Source organism: Pseudomonas sp. p50(2008) (assembly GCF_015351605.1).
Lineage (GTDB): Bacteria > Pseudomonadota > Gammaproteobacteria > Pseudomonadales > Pseudomonadaceae > Aquipseudomonas.
Genome location: NZ_JACMYF010000003.1, coordinates 486,376 through 505,639 on the forward strand (window position 1 = coordinate 486,376; position 19,264 = coordinate 505,639).

Here is a 19,264-nt window from a genome sequence, read left to right on the forward strand (position 1 = left end):
ACTGCGGCAGCTCTACAGTTTGAAAACGCGCCCCCTGCAGGAGCTGCCGCAAGCTGCGATCTTTTGACTTTTTTTCACTGCAAAATAATCAATCGTCCCATTACCGCATGCTGCTCAAACCCCAACACCCCCTGCAATGAACTCAGCACGGCCATCGGGTCTTTGCTGGGGAAACTGCCGCTGACCCGGCGCGCCGCGAGCTGATCGTTGAGCAGTACGATCCGGCCCGGGTAATAACGTCCCAGGTCCTCCACCACGTCGGCCAGCGACGCCTTGTAGTAATTGAGCCAACCCTGACGCCAGGCCAGTTGCGCTTCGCTGTCGACCGCATGGGATTTTTCCGCAGCGCCTTCGCCATACGCCACCTGCTGGCCGGCGGTGAGGATCTGTTGTTCGGCGTTCTTCTGCGCGGTCACCCCTACCCTTCCGGACAACACCGTCACTTGGGCGCCGCGAGGTTGCAGGCGCACTTCAAACTGCGTGCCCAAGACGCGTACCTCGCCCTTTTCGGCGTCGACTACAAACGGCTCACCGGTGTGCGTCACACTGAAAAATCCGGCGCCGCGACGCAGTTGGACATGCCGTTCGCCACGACTGAAATCCACCGCAATGGCGCTGTCGGCGTCCAGGGTGACCTGGGATTGATCGGCCAGCGTCACGGTGCGAATTTCCCCCGGTGCCGAGACATAGTCCGCCCCCAGATCGTCCATCCAGCGCGATGGCTGCCATCCCGCACCGATGCCGATCATCAGCACCAGGCACGCGGCCATCGCCAACGCCCCGGACCAACGCCGAACGCGGCCCTGGCGTGAACGGTTCATGGCATTCAGATAAGCCTGCAAGGCCAACGCGTCCTCATCGGCCAGGGTGCGCGCCGGCGCTTCGCTCATCTCCCAGACCACTTGTGCCTGGGCGTACGCCTCAGCATGGGCCGGGTCGGCTTGCAGCCAATGACTGAAAGTAACTTGATCACCGCTGCTGGGTTGGTCATGCAACAGGCTCAGCCAGGCGAATGCTGCCTGCTCCTGAGCGGGCGTCGGGGTGACGCGTTCTTTAAGGTTCACGGTGCTTTCCCTGGCGTGCGCGGTTCGGGTTCCCGCAGGCTGGCCTTGCAGGCTTCGAGGGCGCGCATCATATGTTTTTCTACGGCGCTTTGGGACAACCCCATTGCCTTGGCGATCTCGGCGTATTTGCGGCCGTGGATACGGTTGAGCAAAAAGATCTGCCGCGTACGCTCAGGCAACGCTCGCAACGCGGCCTCGACATGACGCAGATCGTTGCCGGCTTCCAGCGCCGCTTGCGGTTCACTGCCGCGACTTTCCGGTTGCTCCGGCAACCATCCTTCGTTTACCCGCACTCGCGCGCCTTCACTGCGCAAATGGTCGATGGCAATGTTGCCGGCACACCGCAGCAGATAGGTGCTGAGCTCTTCGACCTGCACCAGCGGTCGGCGCCAGAAGCGCAAGAACAGGTCCTGCACCAGGTCCGCAGCGGTCGCTCGACAACCCACACGACGACTCACCAACGCTTCCATCTGTGATCGCTGGGAAAGGAACACCTGCAGGAAATGCGCACGTCCCCCACGGGCGTCGTCTTCACTGGATTCGGGAGGGGGGCTGATCATCAAATCACTGCTGCGCAAGGGCCGCGACGGGGCTGGCAAGCAGACTCAGCCCGGCCAGCGACAACGCCAGACGCGGGCGATAAGGCAGCAACAGCACCAGCACCAAGGCACTGAGCATCAACACTGCAGACCACTCGACCAGCCCGAGCGACCAACCCGTCTTCGAGACGGCGGCCCACAACGACAGGGCAAGCAATATCCAACCGGCGATCTTCATCCCGTGCCGACGACGGGCCGACGGCTTTTGACCGAGCAGGTCAGTGTGATGCCGATCCATGGATAAACACAGCGCAGTAAAACCGCCGTAACAGAGCATCAGGGCCAGTAGCATTCAGTTCGCCTCGCGCTCAAGGGTGATCGGTTTGGCCCGCTGTTCGGTCGCGACTGGCACCTGTCCCGAGCGCTGCATTTTCCATGCAGCCCACGCCAGAAACAGGCCACTGACCAGACACGCCAGATCGAAGCCGGCCATCATCCAGTCACCTTGCAGCAGCGTCGCACCCAAGTGGTACGGCGTGGTCAATGCGTTGAGCAGCGGCACGGCACAGAACAGCAACGCAGCCACTGCCAACTGTTCGATCCAGGCAGTGCGACCCCGGCGGACCATCGCATGAATCACGCTCAGGCCCCAGACGATGAAGAAGCTGTTCACTTCCCAATCCGACCGGTTCGTCATCTCGACCGGTAGCAAGCGGTTGGCCCAAAAGAACGCCGCCACGGCGACCGTCAAGCCTGACATGCTGGCGATGTTCAGCACTTCGACCAATCGCAGCTCGAAAGGCATCACGGCGCTTTTCGCATGTTTGAGCTGGCGTTTGCCGAGCCAGATCACCAGCCCTGTGCCGATCAGGGCCGTGCTCGCCAGACCAAAAATGAAGTACAACCAGCGCACCACGGGGCTGGCAAAACGCCCCATGTGCAAGCCATAGAAACTGCCTGCGATGGCCATCGCGACCGGCTGCTGCGGGGTGGAGCTGAGCAGTTGCCCGGTAACGCCGTTGAACGTCACGGCACTGCTCACGTCATGAACCACCCGGTCCGCACCGTCACGCACCAGCACCACCGAGGCATTTGCGTCTCCCGGATTGTTCACCGTCAACCGCTGCACGCGACCGCCCGACCACTGCTCCCGAGCCCGCTCCAGTAGCGGTGCCATCGGTGCCAGCTGACCCGGTTTCCCGGCGAGCTCAGGCACGCTGGAAGCCGGGAAGACGTCATCGAAAAATGCCCGGACATCGCCCTCGTATGACGCAAGAATGCTCGCTGGCATGACCATCGACATGAAAATCACCAGGCTGCTGTAGGTGATCATCAAGTGGAACGGCAACACCAGAACACCCACCGCGTTGTGCCCGTCCAGCCACGAACGCTGGCCCTTGCGCGGGCGGAAGGTAAAGAAGTCCTTGAAGATTTTCTTGTGCGTGATGATCCCGGTGATCAGGCCGATGAACATCACCATGGCCGCAATCGTGGATAACCAGCGGCCCCAGGGGTAGGGCATTTGCAGCTGGAAATGAAAGCGATAAAAGAACTCGCCCCCCCTGGTTTCCCGGCCCTGCACTTCGGTGCCGGTTTGCGGGTCAAGGCGTTTTTCGGTGAATTGACCGCGCTCGCCTCGCTTGGCTGGCGACTGTTGCCAGCGCACCGACAGGCCTGGCTCTCGGGCACTCGGCAAATCGATCAGCCAGCGCGAGGCACCTGGGGCGTGCTGCTGCAGGTAGTCCTGCGCCAGGGCCAGACTGGCCTCGGAAGACACCGATCGCGCGGGAATCTCCGGCTGCATCCAGTGACTGATCTCATCCTTGAAATACGCGAGGGTGCCGGTCAGGAAAATCGCAAACAGCAACCAGCCAAAGATCAAACCGGTCCACGTATGGAGCCAGGCCATGGCCTGACGAAATCCGTCCTTCATGATTGCCCCAACCAGTACGCCACGCCGGATATTGCCGCCAGCACCCCACTCGGCACGATCACCCCCAACCACGCCTGCCACGCACTGCGGCAGGCGAAGCACCACAACACGGCGCACAGGTACGCCAGAAAAGAAGTCATCATGCCGGTCACTACCGCTTCGGCGCGGGGCATGGGCAGCCACATTGTCAGGCTGACACTGGCTAACGCCGCGACGACATACCCGCCCAACACGGCGGCAAGCACCCGCGAAGTGACGGCAAGTCGGTAGGAAACGGGAAGCGAGCGGGTTTTGACTTTCATGTTTCGGCCTTGAAACAGGTGGAGCTGCGTGAACGTCACGGAGCCAAGCAGGCCGCAATATTAATGATAAATATTCTCATACGCAAAAGAGTCCGGCGAGAACGGACTGCCGGGAACCGCGTAACGCACTTTTGTAGCAGCCTGCGTCCGGCTGCGCAGCAGTCGCAAGAACAGACCGCGCGGTTATTCGGGAAGAACTTTACGACTGCTGCGCAGCCGGACGCAGGCTTCGCCAGCTGCTACATGGAGGGTCTTGGGGCATGGATCGTGGATTGCACAAACAAAAACGGGCCTGCATAAGCAGGCCCGTTGTCATTGGAACAATAAAAAATTAAATCAGGCTTCAGCCGTTTTGCGCAGCCTGTTCGTTCTCGAGAAACTCGTCTTCCAGCAATGCGTCCGCAGCAACCCTTTCGAACGGCACGATAGCGGCACGTGGTTTGCCCCGCAGTTTGCCGAACAAATGCTCCAGTGCATGTTCGAGTTTTTCGGCCGCACCGTCGATCGCTTGCTCCAGGGTGTCGGCTTTGTGGGTGACGGAAATCGGTTGATGGCCTTTTGGCCGCGCCTCCAGCTGGCAGCGCATATCGTGGGGACCGGGCTTGTCGCCATTCTCGTCCCGCAGGTGAACCTCGACCCGGGTCAGGTCCTCTTCATAACGTTCGAGCGTGCTCTCAATGGTAGTACGTACCCACTCCTCCAGTCGGATGCTGCTTTGAATATGGTTATCACTGTTGACTTGGATTTGCATAGTTCATCCCTTATTTCAGCTAGCTCGCGAGAGGCCGTTCGGCTAGCCCTTGGGCGTCATCACCGTGACCTCTTACTTACACAATCGGTCTGCACGCAGAACAATTCAACCCCTAAAAAAAGATAATTTTTCATTCGCAAAAAAAGCCGGACAGGGAGCAAAAGCGCTGTTAAGGTCGGGAGTTGGGTCGCCCCTTTCCGAATTCCCAAGCTACTCACATCTGTCGCTCCGCCAGCGGGTGCAGGCTGCGAAAAATCCCCGCCTCTTCCACCAGCCAGTCATGTACCGCACGCACGCCCGGATGGCTCAGCGCGCCCGGCGCATAGAGCAGCACGTAGCGTTTGTGATTGGGCACCGCCAGGCCAAACGGCACGATCAACGTGCCCCGCTCCAGTTCGTCATTGAGCAACGTCCGACGCGCAATCGCCACGCCCATGCCCGCAATGGCGGCTTCGATCGTCAGGTGATTGCGATTGAACGTGTGCCCGCGCCGCACATCCGCGCCCTCGAAACCGATGGCGTTGAGATAGAACTCCCATTCCGCATATTCATAACTGCCGCGCCAGGCGGTGATGTCGTGCAATAGGGGAAAGTGCAGCAGGTCGGCAGGCCCATGCAGCGGTGGGCGCCCACGCAACAGGCCTGGCGAGCAGACCGGAAAGATCTGCTCGTCCAGCAAGGTGGTGGATAACAGTCCGGGATAACTGCCGTCATTCAGGTCAATGGCCAGATCGAAGTCGCCCTCGTGCAGCGGCACGCTGCTGTCTTCTGCCACCAGCCGCAGCTGAATGTCCGGAAAGCGCTGCTGCAGTCGCGGCAAGCGCGGCGTCAGCCATTTGCTCAAAAAAGACGGAATTGAACGCACGCGCAGAATTCCGCTGATCATTCCGGCGTCCAGTCGTCGCAATTCCGCATCGATACTGCCGTACGCCTCGTTGACGGTAATGGCCAACCGCTGGCCTTGCGCGCTCAATTCCACGCCACGGGCGCGTCGGTGAAACAGGCGAAAACCCAGACGCTCTTCCAGTTGCCGAATCTGCTGACTGACTGCACCCGGCGTGATGTGCAGCTCTTCGGCGCAACGGGTGAACGACAGGTGCCGGGCGGCACAGGAAAATACGTGCAGCCAGACGTAGGTCTGGGCATGCAATTGACGACTCATCGTTTAGTCCTGCTAAAGGCTCGAGTAGGAAATTTCGTTGGTCACGTAGGACCGAGGTGGGCAGTATCGCCGACATTGCGCTTGTCCTACAAAAATGGCAGCGATTCCTCTTCCATTGCTTGTATAGGCTTTAGCATGGCTATCAGTGTTTTCGATCTTTTCAAAGTCGGTATCGGTCCGTCCAGCTCCCACACCGTCGGCCCCATGCGCGCCGCCGCCACCTTCGCTCAAGCACTGCTCGATCAAGGAATACTGGCAGCCGTCCGTCGGGTAGAGATTCGCCTCTACGGTTCTCTGTCTGCCACCGGCGTTGGCCATGCCACCGACCGCGCCTGCGTCATGGGGCTGATGGGGGAATGGCCGGACAGCATTGATCCGACGTCCATCGAAGACCGAATCAACACGCTGCGTCAGACCGGTGAACTGAACCTGGCGGGCCAGGCGACCATCGCGTTCAACTGGCAGACCGATCTCCTGCTGCTCGAAGAGAGCCTGCCCTACCACCCCAACGCCATGTCCCTGACAGCCTTTGGCGAAACCGGCGAATTGTCCGAGCAGACGTATTACTCGATTGGCGGCGGTTTCATCATTGAAGCGGCTGAAGCCGAGTCAGGTATTGCGCCCTCAAGCGACGTGGTGCTGCCCTACGATTTCTCCAGCGCTGCCGAGCTGCTCAAGCTGTGCAACCAGCACGGCCTGCGTGTTTCCGAGCTGATGATGGCCAACGAACTGGCCTGGCGCAGCGAGGCCGAAATCCGTCAGGGCCTGTTGCACATCTGGTCGGTGATGCGTGAATGCGTCGAGCAAGGCATGCGTCACGAAGGCATCCTGCCGGGCGGTCTGAATGTTCCGCGTCGGGCAGCGAAACTGCACCGCAGCCTGCTGGAAATCGGCAAGCCGAATGTCATCACCTCCACCCTGTCGGCCATGGAGTGGGTCAACCTGTTCGCCCTTGCCGTCAACGAAGAGAACGCGGCCGGCGGTCGAATGGTGACAGCGCCCACCAACGGGGCTGCGGGGATCATTCCTGCGGTGCTGCACTACTACATGAAATTCAATCCGGACGCGTCCGACGATGACGTGGTCGCGTTCTTTCTGGGCGCTGCGGCGGTAGGCATTCTCTGCAAGAAAAATGCTTCGATTTCCGGCGCCGAAGTCGGCTGTCAGGGCGAAGTGGGATCTGCCTGCGCCATGGCGGCTGCCGGGCTGGCTGACGTACTGGGCGCAACGCCGGAACAACTGGAAAACGCCGCTGAAATCGGCCTGGAACACAACCTCGGCTTGACCTGCGACCCGGTCGGCGGGCTGGTTCAGGTGCCGTGCATCGAGCGCAACGCAATTGCCGCCGTGAAGGCGATCAATGCCACGCAAATGGCCCTGCGTGGCGACGGCAAGCACTTCATTTCCCTCGACCGGGTGATCCGCACGATGCGCGATACCGGCGCCGACATGCATGACAAATACAAAGAGACTTCACGGGGCGGCCTGGCTGTTAGCTGGGTGGAGTGCTGAGGAGCATTCCCTGACCGCCTGCACCACGTGAGCCCGAGCAAGAACAATAACGAGGCCATAACGATGACCGATGTGCGTACACCTGCTGCCGAAAATCCCGCTGTAGACGTAAAACATGAGACCGCGACAGTCAGCAAAGGCTGGAGCAAACACGACACCACCTGGATGCTGGGCCTCTACGGGACGGCCATTGGCGCCGGTACGTTGTTCCTGCCGATCAACGCCGGTGTGGGTGGCTTCTGGCCGCTGTTGATTCTGGCGGTGCTGGCGTTCCCGATGACCTTTTTCGCCCATCGCGGGCTGACCCGTTTCGTGTTGTCCGGACGCTCGGGAGACATCACCGAAGTGGTTGAAGAACACTTTGGCGTCGGTGCCGGCAAACTGATCACCTTGCTGTACTTTTTCGCAATCTTCCCGATTCTGCTGGTGTACAGCGTAGCGCTGACCAACACCCTGAGCAGTTTCATGGAACATCAACTGCACATCGCCCCGCCGCCCCGGGCCATTCTGTCGCTGGTGCTGATCCTCGGTCTGATGGCCATCGTTCGTTGTGGCCAGGGCGTCATCGTCAAGTGCATGAGCGTGCTGGTTTACCCGTTTGTGGCGGCGTTGTTGTTGCTGGGCATCAGCCTGATCCCGAACTGGAATGGCGCATTCTTCGCCACCGCCAGTGAAGGCATGCCGATGCCGTTGTTCTTCAAGACCTTGTGGCTGGCCATTCCGGTGATGGTGTTCTCGTTCAACCATTCGCCGATCATTTCCGCGTTTGCGGTTGATCAGAAGCAGCGTTACGGCGAGCAAGCCGAAGCCAAGAGCAGCGGCATCCTGGCCATCGCCCACGCCATGATGGTCGTGACGGTGATGTTCTTCTGCTTCAGCTGCGTGCTGGCCCTTTCCCCGGCTGACCTGGCCGCTGCGAAGGCGCAGAACATTTCGATCCTGTCGTACCTCGCCAATCACTTCCAGACGCCGGTCATCGCGTACGCAGCGCCCCTGATTGCGCTGGTGGCGATCACCAAATCCTTCCTCGGTCACTACATCGGTGCCAGCGAAGGCTTCCAGGGCCTGATCGTGAAAAGCCTGCGGGGTCGTGGGCGAGTGATGTCGGCGAGCTGGCTGAATCGTGCGACCGCACTGTTCATGATCCTCAGCTGCTGGGCCGTGGCGACCTTCAATCCAAGCATCCTTGGCATGATTGAAACCCTCGGCGGGCCGATCATTGCGTGTCTGTTGTTTCTGATGCCGATGTACGCCATCCGCCGCGTGCCGGCCTTGCGCCAGTACTCGGGTCAGGCCTCGAACGTGTTTGTGGTGTTGATCGGTTTGATTGCACTGTCAGCGATCATTTACTCGTTTCTGCCCTGAATCGGGCAGATAAGGCACGTTCCCTGTAGCAGCTGGCGCAGCCTGCGTTCGGCGGCGGATCCGTCGTGAAATCAGATAACGCGGTGTTTCAGTTATACCGCGAGTTCCGGATTCACGACGGCTTCGCCGCCGAACGCAGGCTGCGCCAGCTGCTACAGGTGTGTGGCGAAGCGATTGAGGGACGTGATTATTGTATGACAATCTTTCCGGCATGCCCCTTGCTACATCCCACTTGAGACTGCGAACGACTTGCCAATGGTCCGGTATTGCGAACCAACATGATCATGGCCGGTCAACAACTGCACGTTCAATCAGGCGGTGACGCATCATGGACAACCCTTTTCAGCTCATTACCGATGCCTTTGCACCGGATTATCAGATCAACCTGAGCATTCAGGGTCTGGACGGCAGCATCATGCTGACCTTGTCCAACAGTGGCCGTGTGGTGGCCAAACGGATGATCAGCGCCGAGCAGCGTAATGATCCAAAACGCCTGAAGCGCCTGGTGCAAAGCATCCAGTTCGGCATCGCCATCGAGCAAGGCCACAGTGCAATGGCGATTCTTGAAGCGATGACAGACGGCGACAATCGCAACCTGCCGCCGCCCCTCATCAAAGGTCAGCCCCGCCCCGCCATGGGGATTTAAAGCTCGCCCTTCTCTACTTCAGGATGCTCGCTGGAACCCGCACCCGCCTTGCGTTGCGGGTGCTCGATCTTCACCGAAGGAAACTGCGACGAGGCGTAACGCACCACCAGAATCGCGAAGGCCAGCAGCAGAATGCCGCCGCACAGGTAGATGATTCCGACGTCCGGCGGGTTGTGGTGCGAGACGTTGGAGATCAGCAGCCGCGTCAGTGCAGTGATCGCTACGTAGATCAGGAAGCGCACAGGCATGTGGTTAGTCTTGAAATAAATCCCGACCATCGCCCCCAGTTCCAGGTAGATGAACAGCAGCAAGATGTCATCAATCTTGATGTGCCCCTCTTCGATCATCCCCAGAAATTCCATCACCGCGGCATACGCGGTCACCGCACCGATGGCGAACAGCGCCAGGTAGTGGAACGTCTCAACGAAGAGATTGCCGAGGGATTCGGCCAGTTGATGCACGTTCTGCCGCAGCTTCTCGGCCCAATTGATTTTCACGATGTTTCTTCCTTAGGTCGGTTCGACCGGATGATGCGGGTTGGACGTGACGGTTGTTCTGCATGCAGAAAAAAGGCCAGAGGCTGTTGGGTGAGATGGCGATGGGCTGCTATTGGACACTTTTGGGGTGGATTCGCGGTCCTCATCGCGAGCAAGCTCGGCTCCCACAGGTTTACGCAGACCACCTGAATTCGGTCTACATTGAAAAGCCACTACCCAAAGCGCAGGGATTCGCTTATCCTTTTCGCTGTATATAAATACAGTGGTCGAATAAGACAACTTAATGTGAAGGCATGTGAGGTGGTGAATGGCCGTCGAAGTGGTATACCGCAGCAGCCGAGATCTGGAGCGCTTGTTCATGGATAAAGCCGAAGCTGACCGTCATGACAAAATGCTCGAACTGGCCGAGTTGCTGGCCGAAGTGTTGCAAAAAGCTGTTCCGTCCCTGACCGAACAGCAAGTGGAAGAAGCCGGGATCTACATGGCGAAGAACCGCGATGTGTTCGCCAAAGCGTTCAAGAGCCAGCCGGATGCCCTTTCCGAGCTGTTGAGCGCGCCTGTTGAAATCGTTGCACCGGTTGAAGTTGCCGACGTCGCCGAACCGGCTGAAGCCGTTACGCCGACCAAGCCTGCCAAAGCGGCCAAGACGCCGAAGTAAGCAGCGCCAGAATTGAATGGGCCCTGAGTCAGAGATGACTCAGGGCCTTTTTCATTTTCATCTTTCTATCGGTACAACACTCTCTCCGCCAATTCATTCGCCACCCGCGCTGGCGACCGTTTTTCCGCCTGGGCGTGAGCGAATACCTCGGTCAGTCGTGAACTGATCTTCGACAAGTGCGCCGTGATAGTGGTCAGCTCTTCGCCACGATGTTTGAGTGACACGTAGATAAGCCCACCGGCATTGATCACATAATCCGGCGCATACAAAATGCCGCGCCGCTCCAGTTGATCCGCCACGTCCAGATGCGTCAGCTGATTGTTCGCCGAACCGGCCACCGCCGAGCAACGCAATTGCGCAACGCTGTGGCGATTGAGGACGCCACCCAGGCCACACGGCGCGAGGATGTCGCAAGGTGTGCTGAGTAGTGCATCGTTCGCGATCGGGTGAGCACCGAGCTGCTCCATCGCCAATTGCACTTTGCCGTGGTCGATGTCGCTGACCAGCAACTCGGCTCCAGCGGCGTGCAGTTGTTCTGCCAGCGCATAGCCAACGTTGCCCAGACCCTGGATCGCCACTCGCAGGCCTTCAAGATTGTCGCTACCCAGCCGGGCCATCGCGGTGCTGCGAATCCCGGTGAACACGCCCATGGCGGCATGCGGCGCCGGGTCGCCGGCCGAGGTGGTGCTGGTGACGTGCTGGGTTTGTTGAGCGATGCAGTCCATGTCCGCGACCGAGGTGCCGCTGTCGATGGCCGTGATGTATCGACCGTCGAGCTGGTTGATGCAGCGGCCGAATGCTTCAAACAGCGCCGCGCGACTTTCCACGTGCACGGGGCGGACAATGACCGCGACACCACCACCCTGAGCAAGCCCCGCCAGCGCGGCTTTGTAGCTCATACCCTGGGCCAGGCGCACCGCGTCCTCGACAGCGGATTCGTCGTCAGGATAGGTAAGGTAACGACAGCCGCCCAACGCTGGCCCGAGGCGACTGTTATGAATAGCAATTACCGCCTTCAACCCGGTCATCGGGTCAACGCTCAGATGCAGCGATTCAAGGCGATTGCTTTGCATGAGAGCGAACATCGTAGGGGCTCCCGAATCACGACTTGTAGTCGCCAGTATAGGCTCGCGCCCGAAATTTGCTGGAGCGCGCCGGAATAAGCGGCGCCGCCATTCAGGCTTTCGGACATAACCTGGCGAGGTACTGGACGAATGATGGAGACGGGGCTAAAACGAGGCATTCCCTCGGAGATTTTGATGACGCCTCGCCAACGCTTTTTCGAATGCCTGCAACGATCACCGCCCGCGCTGTTCGAAGCGGCGCTGTGGATCGCCGCCGAGCATGACAAAGCAGTAAATCCCGGCTTGGTGCTGGAAGACTTCAAAGACCTGCAACAGCGGGTCAGTCATGGCCTGCCGATGTTACCAGTAAGCGAGTTGGCCCAGCCGTTGTTGCGCCGTATGAATGACCTGGGATTTGCACAGGACGATTTCTCGCCCCTGCGCCCGCAAGCAGCATTGGTCGACAAAGTGTTGGAACGCCGGCGCGGGCAACCGCTGGCCCTTGGTTTGATTGCACTGGAACTGGCCAGATGCCTGGAGATCCCCATGGTCGGGGTCAACTTCCCCGGGCATTTTCTACTTCGCGTACCGGGCGCCGATCATCTCCTGGACCCCTGTGGCGGCCGCCGTCTGTATCCCAACGACTGCCGCGAGCTGCTGCAACGCCAGTACGGTCCGAACATGAAACTCAGCGCCGAGCACCTCGTCACCGCCGCGCCCGTCCAGATGCTGCAACGCCTGTCACGCAACCTGCGTCAGTTGCACCTTTCCCACGATGACTACATTGGTGCCCTGATCGATGCCGAACGAGTGCTGGAACTGGGAAATGCCAGCGCCGCCGATTACCTGGCCAGGGCCAGTCTCTATCAACGCCTGGACTGCCCCAACGCCGAGCGCTTCGATCTGGAGCATGCGCTGATGCTCAGCGACGATCCTATTCAACGGATTCGCCTGACAGAGCGGCTCGGGCATCTGCCTCCGAACTCCATCGTCCACTGATTCATCAATCCCATGTCCTCCAGGGACAGGTATAACGGTTCAGGGCGTATCCGGCTGATTCGCCGGATGAGCCTTGATGAAAGCCGGGTGAGTGGCCGCCAGTGCCGCCACCCGGCGAATTCGTGGATACGCTTCAAGTGAAATGTTGAACCGCTCGGCCGCATACAGCTGAGGAATCAGATAACAGTCCGCCAGACCCGGCTCGGCGCCGAAGCAGTAACCTTCCAGGCCGATCAGCTGCTCCACCGTCGACAGGCCCTGGCTGATCCAGTGTCCGATCCACTCCACCACCTGCGGTTCGTCGTGGCCCAACTGCCGAAGCTTGTTGAGCACGCTGACGTTGTGCAGCGGATGCACATCGCAGCCGATCACTGCCGCGACGCCGCGCTCGCGGGCACGAGCGACGAGATCCCTGGACAGCAACGGCACCTGTGGATAACGCTCCTCCAGGTACTCGATGATGGCGGGCGACTGGATCAGCAACTCACCGTCGTCCGTGCGCAAGGCCGGCACCCGTCCCTGGGGATTGATGCCCAGGTACGGCGGCTGGCGATGCTCGCCTCCTTGCGGGGCGATCAGGTTGATCGGCAGCGCCTGAAAGTCCAGGCCCTTGAGTGCCAGCGCGATCCGCACGCGGTAAGACGATGTCGAACGGTAGTAGGTATAGAGTTCCATGACCCGACCCTCTTAGCGCGCCGGCAGCACTTTGCCGCGGCACTCGCCGAAACCGATGGAGGCGAAACCGTCACGGCTGCAACGAGCGCGCAAGATGATTTCGTCACCGTCTTCGAGGAATTTACGCACCTCGCCTGACGCCAGTTCGATTGGTTTTTTGCCGCCTTCGGTGATTTCCAGCAAGCTGCCGAACTGACCACTCTCCGGACCTGACAAAGTGCCCGAACCGAACAGGTCACCGGCCTGCAACTGGCAGCCGTTGACGCTGTGGTGCGCGACCATCTGCGCCACGGTCCAGTACATGTGTTGGGTGTTGCTCAGGGTCAGACGGTGGGCGGGCAGGTTCTGCTCGCGCATCGTTTCGGTGAGCAGCAGTACTTCCAGTTCGATGTCGAAGCCGCCAGCCGCTTGATCGCGCGCGTCTGACAGATACGGCAGTGGTTGTGGGTCGCCTTCAGGACGCGCTGGTTGCGCACGACGGAACGGTTCGAGGGCTTCAGCCGTCACCACCCAGGGCGAGATGCTGGTGATGAAACTCTTCGACAGGAACGGGCCCAGCGGCTGGTACTCCCAGGCCTGGATATCCCGCGCGGACCAGTCGTTGAGCAGGCAGAAACCGGCAATGTGATCGGCGGCGTCACCGATGGCGATCGAGTCGCCCATCTCATTGCCCTGGCCGATCCAGATACCCAGTTCCAGTTCGTAATCCAGGCGCGCGCACGGGCCGAATGTCGGCTCGGTCTGACCGGCCGGCAGCGTCTGGCCTTTAGGGCGACGGACATCGGTGCCTGATGGGCGGATGGTCGAAGCACGGCCGTGGTAACCGATCGGCACGTACTTGTAGTTCGGCAGCAAGGGATTGTCCGGGCGGAACAACTTACCGACGTTCTGTGCGTGCTCGATGCCGACATAGAAATCGGTGTAATCATTGATTTTCGCCGGCAAGTGCATCGTGCAGTTTGCCGCCACTGGCAGCAGTTTTGCGCCTTGGGCTTCGATCTTGCCATGCAGGGTGCTGCCCTCTTTCAGCAGCTCCAGCAGACGTTCACGCAAGGCCACGCGTGCTTCTCGGCCCAGCTCGAAAAATGCATTCAGTTGACCGCCACGAGTGGCTTCTACCGCCGCTTTCGCGGTGCCTTCAAACAGCCCGGCATCGAGTGCCGCTTCCAGGTCGAAGATATGGTCGCCGATGGCAACACCACTGCGAGGTGCGCCGCCGTTCACGCTGAAGACGCCCAATGGCAGGTTTTGCAGCGGGAAATCAACATGGCCGTTGGCAGAGGCAACCCAGCTACGAGTGATGGAAGTCTGAGTCATGGGTTATCTCCGGGTCGGGTCGAAAGTGGCGGGCAGCGAGGCCCAGCAAGCGTCGTAATGGGGTTGCAGCTGCGGACAGTCCAGCGCGAAACGGCTCGGGCGCAGCACCTGGCTGGTTTCAAACATGAAGGCCATGGTGTTGTCGATTTTCGCCGGGGCCAACTCAGCGTTGATCGCCTTGGTGCAAGTTTCGCCGTCAGGCCCATGGGCACTCATGCAGCTGTGCAGGGACGCACCGCCGGGGACGAAACCTTCCGCCTTGGCGTCGTATTCGCCTTTGATCAGGCCCATGAACTCATTCATCAGATTGCGGTGAAACCAAGGTGGACGGAACGTCTTCTCGGCCACCATCCAGCGTGGCGGGAAAATCACGAAGTCGAGATTCGCCAGACCGTGGACACTGGTGGGCGAGGTCAGGACAGTGAAAATCGATGGATCAGGATGATCGAAGCTGACCGTGCCGATGGTGTTGAAACGGCGCAGGTCATATTTGTAAGGGACATTGTTGCCGTGCCAGGCCACCACGTTCAGCGGCGAATGATCAAGCTCACAACCCCACAGCTCGCCGAGAAACTTCTGCACCAGCGTGGTCGGTTGCTTGAGGTTTTCGTAATGCGCGACCGGGGTCAGGAAATCCCGTGCGTTGGCCAGGCCGTTGCTGCCGATCGGGCCGAGGTCTGGCAGACGCAGCGGTGCGCCATGGTTTTCGGCGAGGTAGCCGCGCGCTTGCGGGTCGAGCAGTTCGACACGAAATTTCAGGCCACGGGGCAACACGGCAATTTCCAGCGGTTCGAGCTCCAGCACGCCAAGTTCGGTGGCAATGCGCAGCCGACCCTGTTCCGGCACCAGCAGCATCTCGCCGTCGGCATTGAAAAACACCCGCTCCATGGAGCGGTTGGCCCGGTAGCTATAGATGCTGATGCCGGACGGTTTTTCCGCGCTCGAATTAGCGGCCATGCTCACCAGGCCGTCGATGAAATCAGTCGGCTCACCCGGGATGTCCAGCGGGTTCCAACGCAGACGATTGGGGGTCACTTCACCCAGTGGGCCACCTGCCAGTTGCCGCTCCAGCTTGACGAACGCCGGATGGTTCGCCGACGGCTGGATGCGATACATCCACGTCCGGCGCGCTTCGGCGCGGGCCATGGTGAATGCCGTGCCGGAGAATAATTCGGTATAGAGACCGTAGGGGGCTGTTTGCGGGGAGTTCTGTCCGACGGGCAACGCGCCTGGCAATGCCTCGCTGCTGAACTCATTGCCGAAGCCGGACTGATAAGCCAGCGCGGGCGCCGTTGAATCGAGGTTCATGGAGCCTCCTGAACAGGGAGTAGGCCGTGGCCTGTCGCTCTATCGAAGAGGTATCGGCACGCCCGGGTTATTTTTATCGTAATTCGATTACGCATAACGTAATTTGATTGGTATTGACCGTCAAGCTATAAAGACGCCCATTCGTCCCTGGATCACACCGCCTCCCCATGACTAGCGAAAGCAACGGCAAACAGAAAGTCCGCTCGGCCGAGGTCGGAACCGACATCCTCAAAGCGCTGGCAGAGTTGTCCCCCTCGACATCACTGTCGCGCCTGGCCGAACACGTGCAAATGCCGGCGAGCAAGGTTCACCGTTACTTGCAGGCGCTGATTGCCAGCGGGTTTGCCGAGCAGAATGCCGCCACCAACCATTACGGCCTCGGCCGTGAAGCCTTGCGTGTGGGATTGGCGGCACTCAACAGTATGGACGTGCTGAAAGTCGCCGCCCTGCCCCTGGCCGAGTTGCGCGACGAGCTGAACGAAACCTGTTTTCTCGCGGTGTGGGGCAATCAGGGCGCAACGGTGGTGCATATCGAACCGGCGGTACGCGCCGTGACAGTGGTCACGCAACTGGGTTCGGTGTTGCCGCTGCTCAGTTCCTCCACAGGGCTGGTGTTTGGCGCCTACCTTCCCAAGCGCGAAACCCTGGATCTGCGTGAACAGGAACTGAAGAGCGCGAATGCCCATGCGCTGGCAGACGATCATGTTTACGCGACCTTGTGCGAACAGATCCGCGAGCGTGGCCTGCATCATGTACATGGCTTGCTGATGCCGGGTGTCGACGCCTTGTCGGCACCGGTATTCAATGCGGTTGGACAGGTGGTGGCGGTGTTGACCATCGTAGGTCCGGCATCGTTGTTTCATGCCGATGAAAACGGTCCCGCCGCACAGCGCTTATTGACGGCGACGCAGGCCGTGAGCTGGCGGATGGGTTATGAACCACCCGCCAGCGCTGGTTAAATCATTGTAGAGTCACGCCAGAAGGGTCTTGTCATTTGAATCGGGCTCGGCGAGCGCCTGCTTCATCAGTTCCGTGGCGACGGCGAGATCCATCGTTTTTCCTGTGCAAGCTGAAATGGCACCCATGCAGGTATTAACATTGCCCAACTGTCTGGCAATCGCCTTCTGCACCAGGGAGAAGCCCAAGTGGCCGATGCGCATAGTGGTCAGTTCCAACATGCAATCAAGGTAACTTGAAAACAACTGTTCATAATTGCTTTCCTGGTAAGCCTCCACCCCGTCAATGACCGCTTTTGTCATTACTACAGCGCTCAGTCCTAGACCGATAGGCGCGAACGGAATGCTAACGATGGCGACTGCCGCAACGGCGGTGTCGTATACGATTTTTCCGACAATCTCCATGAGACTGGTGGTTTTCGCGTCAACGCCGTTGATGATCTGATTGATTTTATCCGCGTAACACCGTGAGAAATCGCTGACACGACTATCGATTTGCAACGACGGCAATACTACTGCGCTGCCCCGCTGCACACTATTGATGTACTCATTGACGACTTTCTGCCGGGTGTACTTGGCTCGGTCGGTGTAATAACTTCCAAGCCCGCCGGTCTTCACCGAATCGCAAAACTCGCCCATTAGCCTGAACAACCTGCCATCTGGCGATGCAGGGGTATACAAGAAGTCCTGCCGGGTTTCAGCGCTCATGAAGCGGAACACATAAACACCTTCGATCCGGCAGCCTTTCAAATGAAAGGCGTAAACAGCTTGGCGCCAGGTAATCTCCGGATCTTCATGAGTTACGGCAGGCTCCGGTTCGCGCAACTGATTAATGAGCAACTCAATCTGCTTGTATTGACTGCGATCCAGAGAACCACTGAACAGTTCCGCCAATGCCGCACGATGCATTTCATGTAATTGCACATTCACGTGCACATCGCGTTTCAATGTATAACCCGGGGCGTCTTTGTTCAGGTAACTGGACCGTAACATTGCAACGTACTTCTCACCCGGTCGCAATGTCCTCGACCAGCCCGGTACGTATTTAAGCAGCAAGCTGGAAACAGGTGGATGACCGGGTAACAACCGAATCGCCGGGTAGAGACCAGGGCTATGTTCAGGGCCGCTTTCTTCAGTGATGTGACGTTCGTTGATGATGAGCTGAGACAAGGTCATCTCTTGCGAAGGAGCCAGCGCCACCATGATCAGGTCAGGGTCCACCGTTACCGTCTCGCCATTTTGTGCCAGCACCTCTTCAGCGCGTTTTTTGACCAGATCATAGGCAAATTGCTCGTAGCTGATCAGCGCTGCAGCGTCGTTGGCAAGGTGGGTCAAACCTTTCAGTTCGGTATTTATCCGGGAGAAGTATTGCCGTTGACCGACGGTTGCCGAACGATATCCCGCAGGGACAACAGCGTTTAACTCCCCTCGCAGCCAACCGACATTCTGCATAACGGCCTCGCGCAATACACCTTCTCCACTGTTCGACCAGGTGTTGTGCTTGATGCCGAGCCACTGACTTGGCAGCTCCAGTACACGTCGCATGTAGGCGTCGGCGCTGTCACGCTCACGGGCTTGAGACTGTCCGCTCAGGTAGCTGCGCCCTTCGGGTTGAGTGATCCAGTCAAATAGATGGGCGTTCAGCTGTCTGAAGCTCGCAAACTCAAACCACCCCCTGCCACCCGGCGCCTCTGGCGCGTAAAGAGCGCAAAAGCCTTCTTCACCTTTGGGACCGCAGTAGACAATCATGCCCCGGACCGCGGTTTTCAGAGGTCCAAGCGTCAGATCCCCCATGAAAGACTCGCTGTCATCCTGCCCGGCACTTGTCACAGTCCTCAGCGCCTCATCACTGATATGCCCCTGTAACTTCGCACTAAAGACACTCAGGCGAATGCGGCTTTCCAGCATGTGTTGCCAGGCCTGGAGTACAACCTCGTCGGTATATTTCTTCTCGAATTTTTCAGCGTAAAGCGCGCGCATGCTCGCATCGCCCATCGCGTCCAGAATACCGTCGACGCTCAAGCTGGACGGAATCAGTTCCCCCTCCAGACTGATTTCCAGTGGAACGGTGGGGGCGTCATTCATATCGTTGAGCATGAATTCGGGAAGCGTCAGTCGATTGGACTGCACGACCTTCTGTTTCCCAACGAAAAAGGTATGGCCTACGTTGACGAAGATTTCATCCGGGTCGACGACTTCACCGGTCATGAGCCTGACGATCTCTTGCGCGTAGAATCTTGCGAACGCTTTAAGGGATTTGGTTTCTCCAAGCAGTTGATCCAGCGCTGCCTCTCCTGCCGCCAGCGTCTGTTCAGCTTCAAAGTAATACTGGCGATCATCTTCCCCTGCACGCTGTAGCCAATCCGGCAACTCATGAAACTGGGTGGCGAAGGTTGGCCTCGACAGTTGAGCAATCGCTTGCCCTTCACCGCCGGCCTTGTTTAATCCATTAGTGTCCATGCATTTTCCTTTTGCATACGTCGCAACGAAAACCGTTACTACAGTTATAAGTTAAT

18 protein-coding genes and 1 pseudogene are annotated in these 19,264 nt (G+C 59.1%); 6 read left to right on the forward strand and 13 right to left on the reverse strand.

Annotated features, from left to right (window positions below; translation table 11 throughout):
- Window positions 1–74 precede the first annotated feature (74 nt).
- The 7 genes from H7698_RS10700 to H7698_RS10730 form a co-directional block, all read right to left on the reverse strand.
- Window positions 75–1,064, reverse strand: a complete 990-nt coding sequence (locus tag H7698_RS10700; RefSeq protein WP_194691360.1) for a FecR family protein — start codon at window positions 1,062–1,064, stop codon at window positions 75–77.
- On the reverse strand, window positions 1,061–1,627 hold the full coding sequence (locus tag H7698_RS10705) for an RNA polymerase sigma factor (RefSeq protein ID WP_442966283.1): 567 nt from the start codon (window positions 1,625–1,627) through the stop codon (window positions 1,061–1,063). Before H7698_RS10705 ends, H7698_RS10700 begins: the two co-directional genes overlap by 4 nt.
- A gap of 1 nt (window position 1,628) precedes the next feature.
- Complete coding sequence (locus tag H7698_RS10710; RefSeq protein WP_194691361.1) at window positions 1,629–1,955, reverse strand: DUF3325 domain-containing protein; 327 nt, start codon at window positions 1,953–1,955, stop codon at window positions 1,629–1,631.
- A complete protein-coding gene (locus tag H7698_RS10715; protein ID WP_194691362.1) occupies window positions 1,956–3,536 on the reverse strand; it encodes a PepSY-associated TM helix domain-containing protein in 1,581 nt (526 codons plus the stop codon).
- Window positions 3,533–3,838, reverse strand: coding sequence for a DUF3649 domain-containing protein (locus H7698_RS10720; RefSeq protein WP_162437293.1), 306 nt, complete (start codon window positions 3,836–3,838; stop codon window positions 3,533–3,535). Before H7698_RS10720 ends, H7698_RS10715 begins: the two co-directional genes overlap by 4 nt.
- 343 nt (window positions 3,839–4,181) lie before the next feature.
- On the reverse strand, window positions 4,182–4,589 hold the full coding sequence (locus tag H7698_RS10725) for an HPF/RaiA family ribosome-associated protein (RefSeq protein ID WP_149657528.1): 408 nt from the start codon (window positions 4,587–4,589) through the stop codon (window positions 4,182–4,184).
- Window positions 4,590–4,803: 214 nt separating this feature from the next.
- Window positions 4,804–5,751 carry a LysR substrate-binding domain-containing protein gene (locus H7698_RS10730; protein ID WP_194691363.1) on the reverse strand — a complete coding sequence of 316 codons (948 nt, stop codon included), beginning with the start codon at window positions 5,749–5,751 and terminating at the stop codon, window positions 4,804–4,806.
- Window positions 5,752–5,886: 135 nt separating this feature from the next.
- On the opposite strand from H7698_RS10730, the gene H7698_RS10735 reads away from it, so the two are divergent.
- The 3 genes from H7698_RS10735 (at window position 5,887) to H7698_RS10745 (ending at window position 9,274) form a co-directional block, all read left to right on the forward strand.
- Entirely contained in the window at window positions 5,887–7,263 is a 1,377-nt protein-coding gene (locus H7698_RS10735) for an L-serine ammonia-lyase (protein WP_194691364.1), read from the forward strand.
- A gap of 63 nt (window positions 7,264–7,326) precedes the next feature.
- Window positions 7,327–8,628 (forward strand): HAAAP family serine/threonine permease, encoded by a 1,302-nt coding sequence (locus tag H7698_RS10740; RefSeq protein ID WP_194691365.1) that lies wholly within the window; start codon window positions 7,327–7,329, stop codon window positions 8,626–8,628.
- Between the two features lie 328 nt (window positions 8,629–8,956).
- A complete protein-coding gene (locus H7698_RS10745) occupies window positions 8,957–9,274 on the forward strand; it encodes a DUF3509 domain-containing protein (protein WP_162437289.1) in 318 nt (105 codons plus the stop codon).
- Here the strand turns inward: H7698_RS10745 and H7698_RS10750 are convergent.
- Window positions 9,271–9,771, reverse strand: coding sequence for a phosphate-starvation-inducible protein PsiE (locus H7698_RS10750; protein ID WP_194691366.1), 501 nt, complete (start codon window positions 9,769–9,771; stop codon window positions 9,271–9,273). The two genes, H7698_RS10745 and H7698_RS10750, sit on opposite strands and share 4 nt — an antisense overlap.
- A gap of 307 nt (window positions 9,772–10,078) precedes the next feature.
- Here H7698_RS10750 and H7698_RS10755 point away from each other — a divergent pair.
- A pseudogene (locus H7698_RS10755) lies at window positions 10,079–10,318 on the forward strand (YebG family protein); the annotation flags it as partial.
- Window positions 10,319–10,494: 176 nt separating this feature from the next.
- Here H7698_RS10755 and H7698_RS10760 read toward each other — a convergent pair.
- Window positions 10,495–11,514 carry a Glu/Leu/Phe/Val dehydrogenase family protein gene (locus H7698_RS10760; RefSeq protein WP_162437286.1) on the reverse strand — a complete coding sequence of 340 codons (1,020 nt, stop codon included), beginning with the start codon at window positions 11,512–11,514 and terminating at the stop codon, window positions 10,495–10,497.
- A 174-nt stretch (window positions 11,515–11,688) separates the two neighbouring features.
- Here H7698_RS10760 and H7698_RS10765 point away from each other — a divergent pair, with 174 nt between their 5' ends.
- Window positions 11,689–12,492: a SirB1 family protein gene (locus tag H7698_RS10765; protein ID WP_162437285.1), complete on the forward strand. Its 804-nt coding sequence runs from the start codon at window positions 11,689–11,691 to the stop codon at window positions 12,490–12,492.
- Window positions 12,493–12,531: 39 nt separating this feature from the next.
- Here H7698_RS10765 and maiA read toward each other — a convergent pair whose 3' ends face one another.
- From maiA to hmgA, 3 genes are read right to left on the reverse strand one after another with little or no spacing between them, the layout of a single operon-like run.
- The gene (gene maiA / locus H7698_RS10770) at window positions 12,532–13,167 is read right to left on the reverse strand and encodes a maleylacetoacetate isomerase (RefSeq protein WP_194691368.1); all 636 of its coding nucleotides are present in this window, start codon (window positions 13,165–13,167) and stop codon (window positions 12,532–12,534) included.
- A 12-nt stretch (window positions 13,168–13,179) separates the two neighbouring features.
- The gene (fahA, locus tag H7698_RS10775; RefSeq protein WP_194691369.1) at window positions 13,180–14,484 is read right to left on the reverse strand and encodes a fumarylacetoacetase; all 1,305 of its coding nucleotides are present in this window, start codon (window positions 14,482–14,484) and stop codon (window positions 13,180–13,182) included.
- A 3-nt stretch (window positions 14,485–14,487) separates the two neighbouring features.
- On the reverse strand, window positions 14,488–15,792 hold the full coding sequence (gene hmgA, locus H7698_RS10780) for a homogentisate 1,2-dioxygenase (RefSeq protein WP_194691370.1): 1,305 nt from the start codon (window positions 15,790–15,792) through the stop codon (window positions 14,488–14,490).
- A gap of 167 nt (window positions 15,793–15,959) precedes the next feature.
- Between hmgA and H7698_RS10785 the strand changes: the two genes are divergently transcribed.
- On the forward strand, window positions 15,960–16,751 hold the full coding sequence (locus tag H7698_RS10785) for an IclR family transcriptional regulator (RefSeq protein WP_194691371.1): 792 nt from the start codon (window positions 15,960–15,962) through the stop codon (window positions 16,749–16,751).
- A 12-nt stretch (window positions 16,752–16,763) separates the two neighbouring features.
- Here the strand turns inward: H7698_RS10785 and H7698_RS10790 are convergent, their stop codons facing one another.
- On the reverse strand, window positions 16,764–19,208 hold the full coding sequence (locus tag H7698_RS10790) for a dermonecrotic toxin domain-containing protein (protein WP_194691372.1): 2,445 nt from the start codon (window positions 19,206–19,208) through the stop codon (window positions 16,764–16,766).
- Window positions 19,209–19,264: the final 56 nt, after the last annotated feature.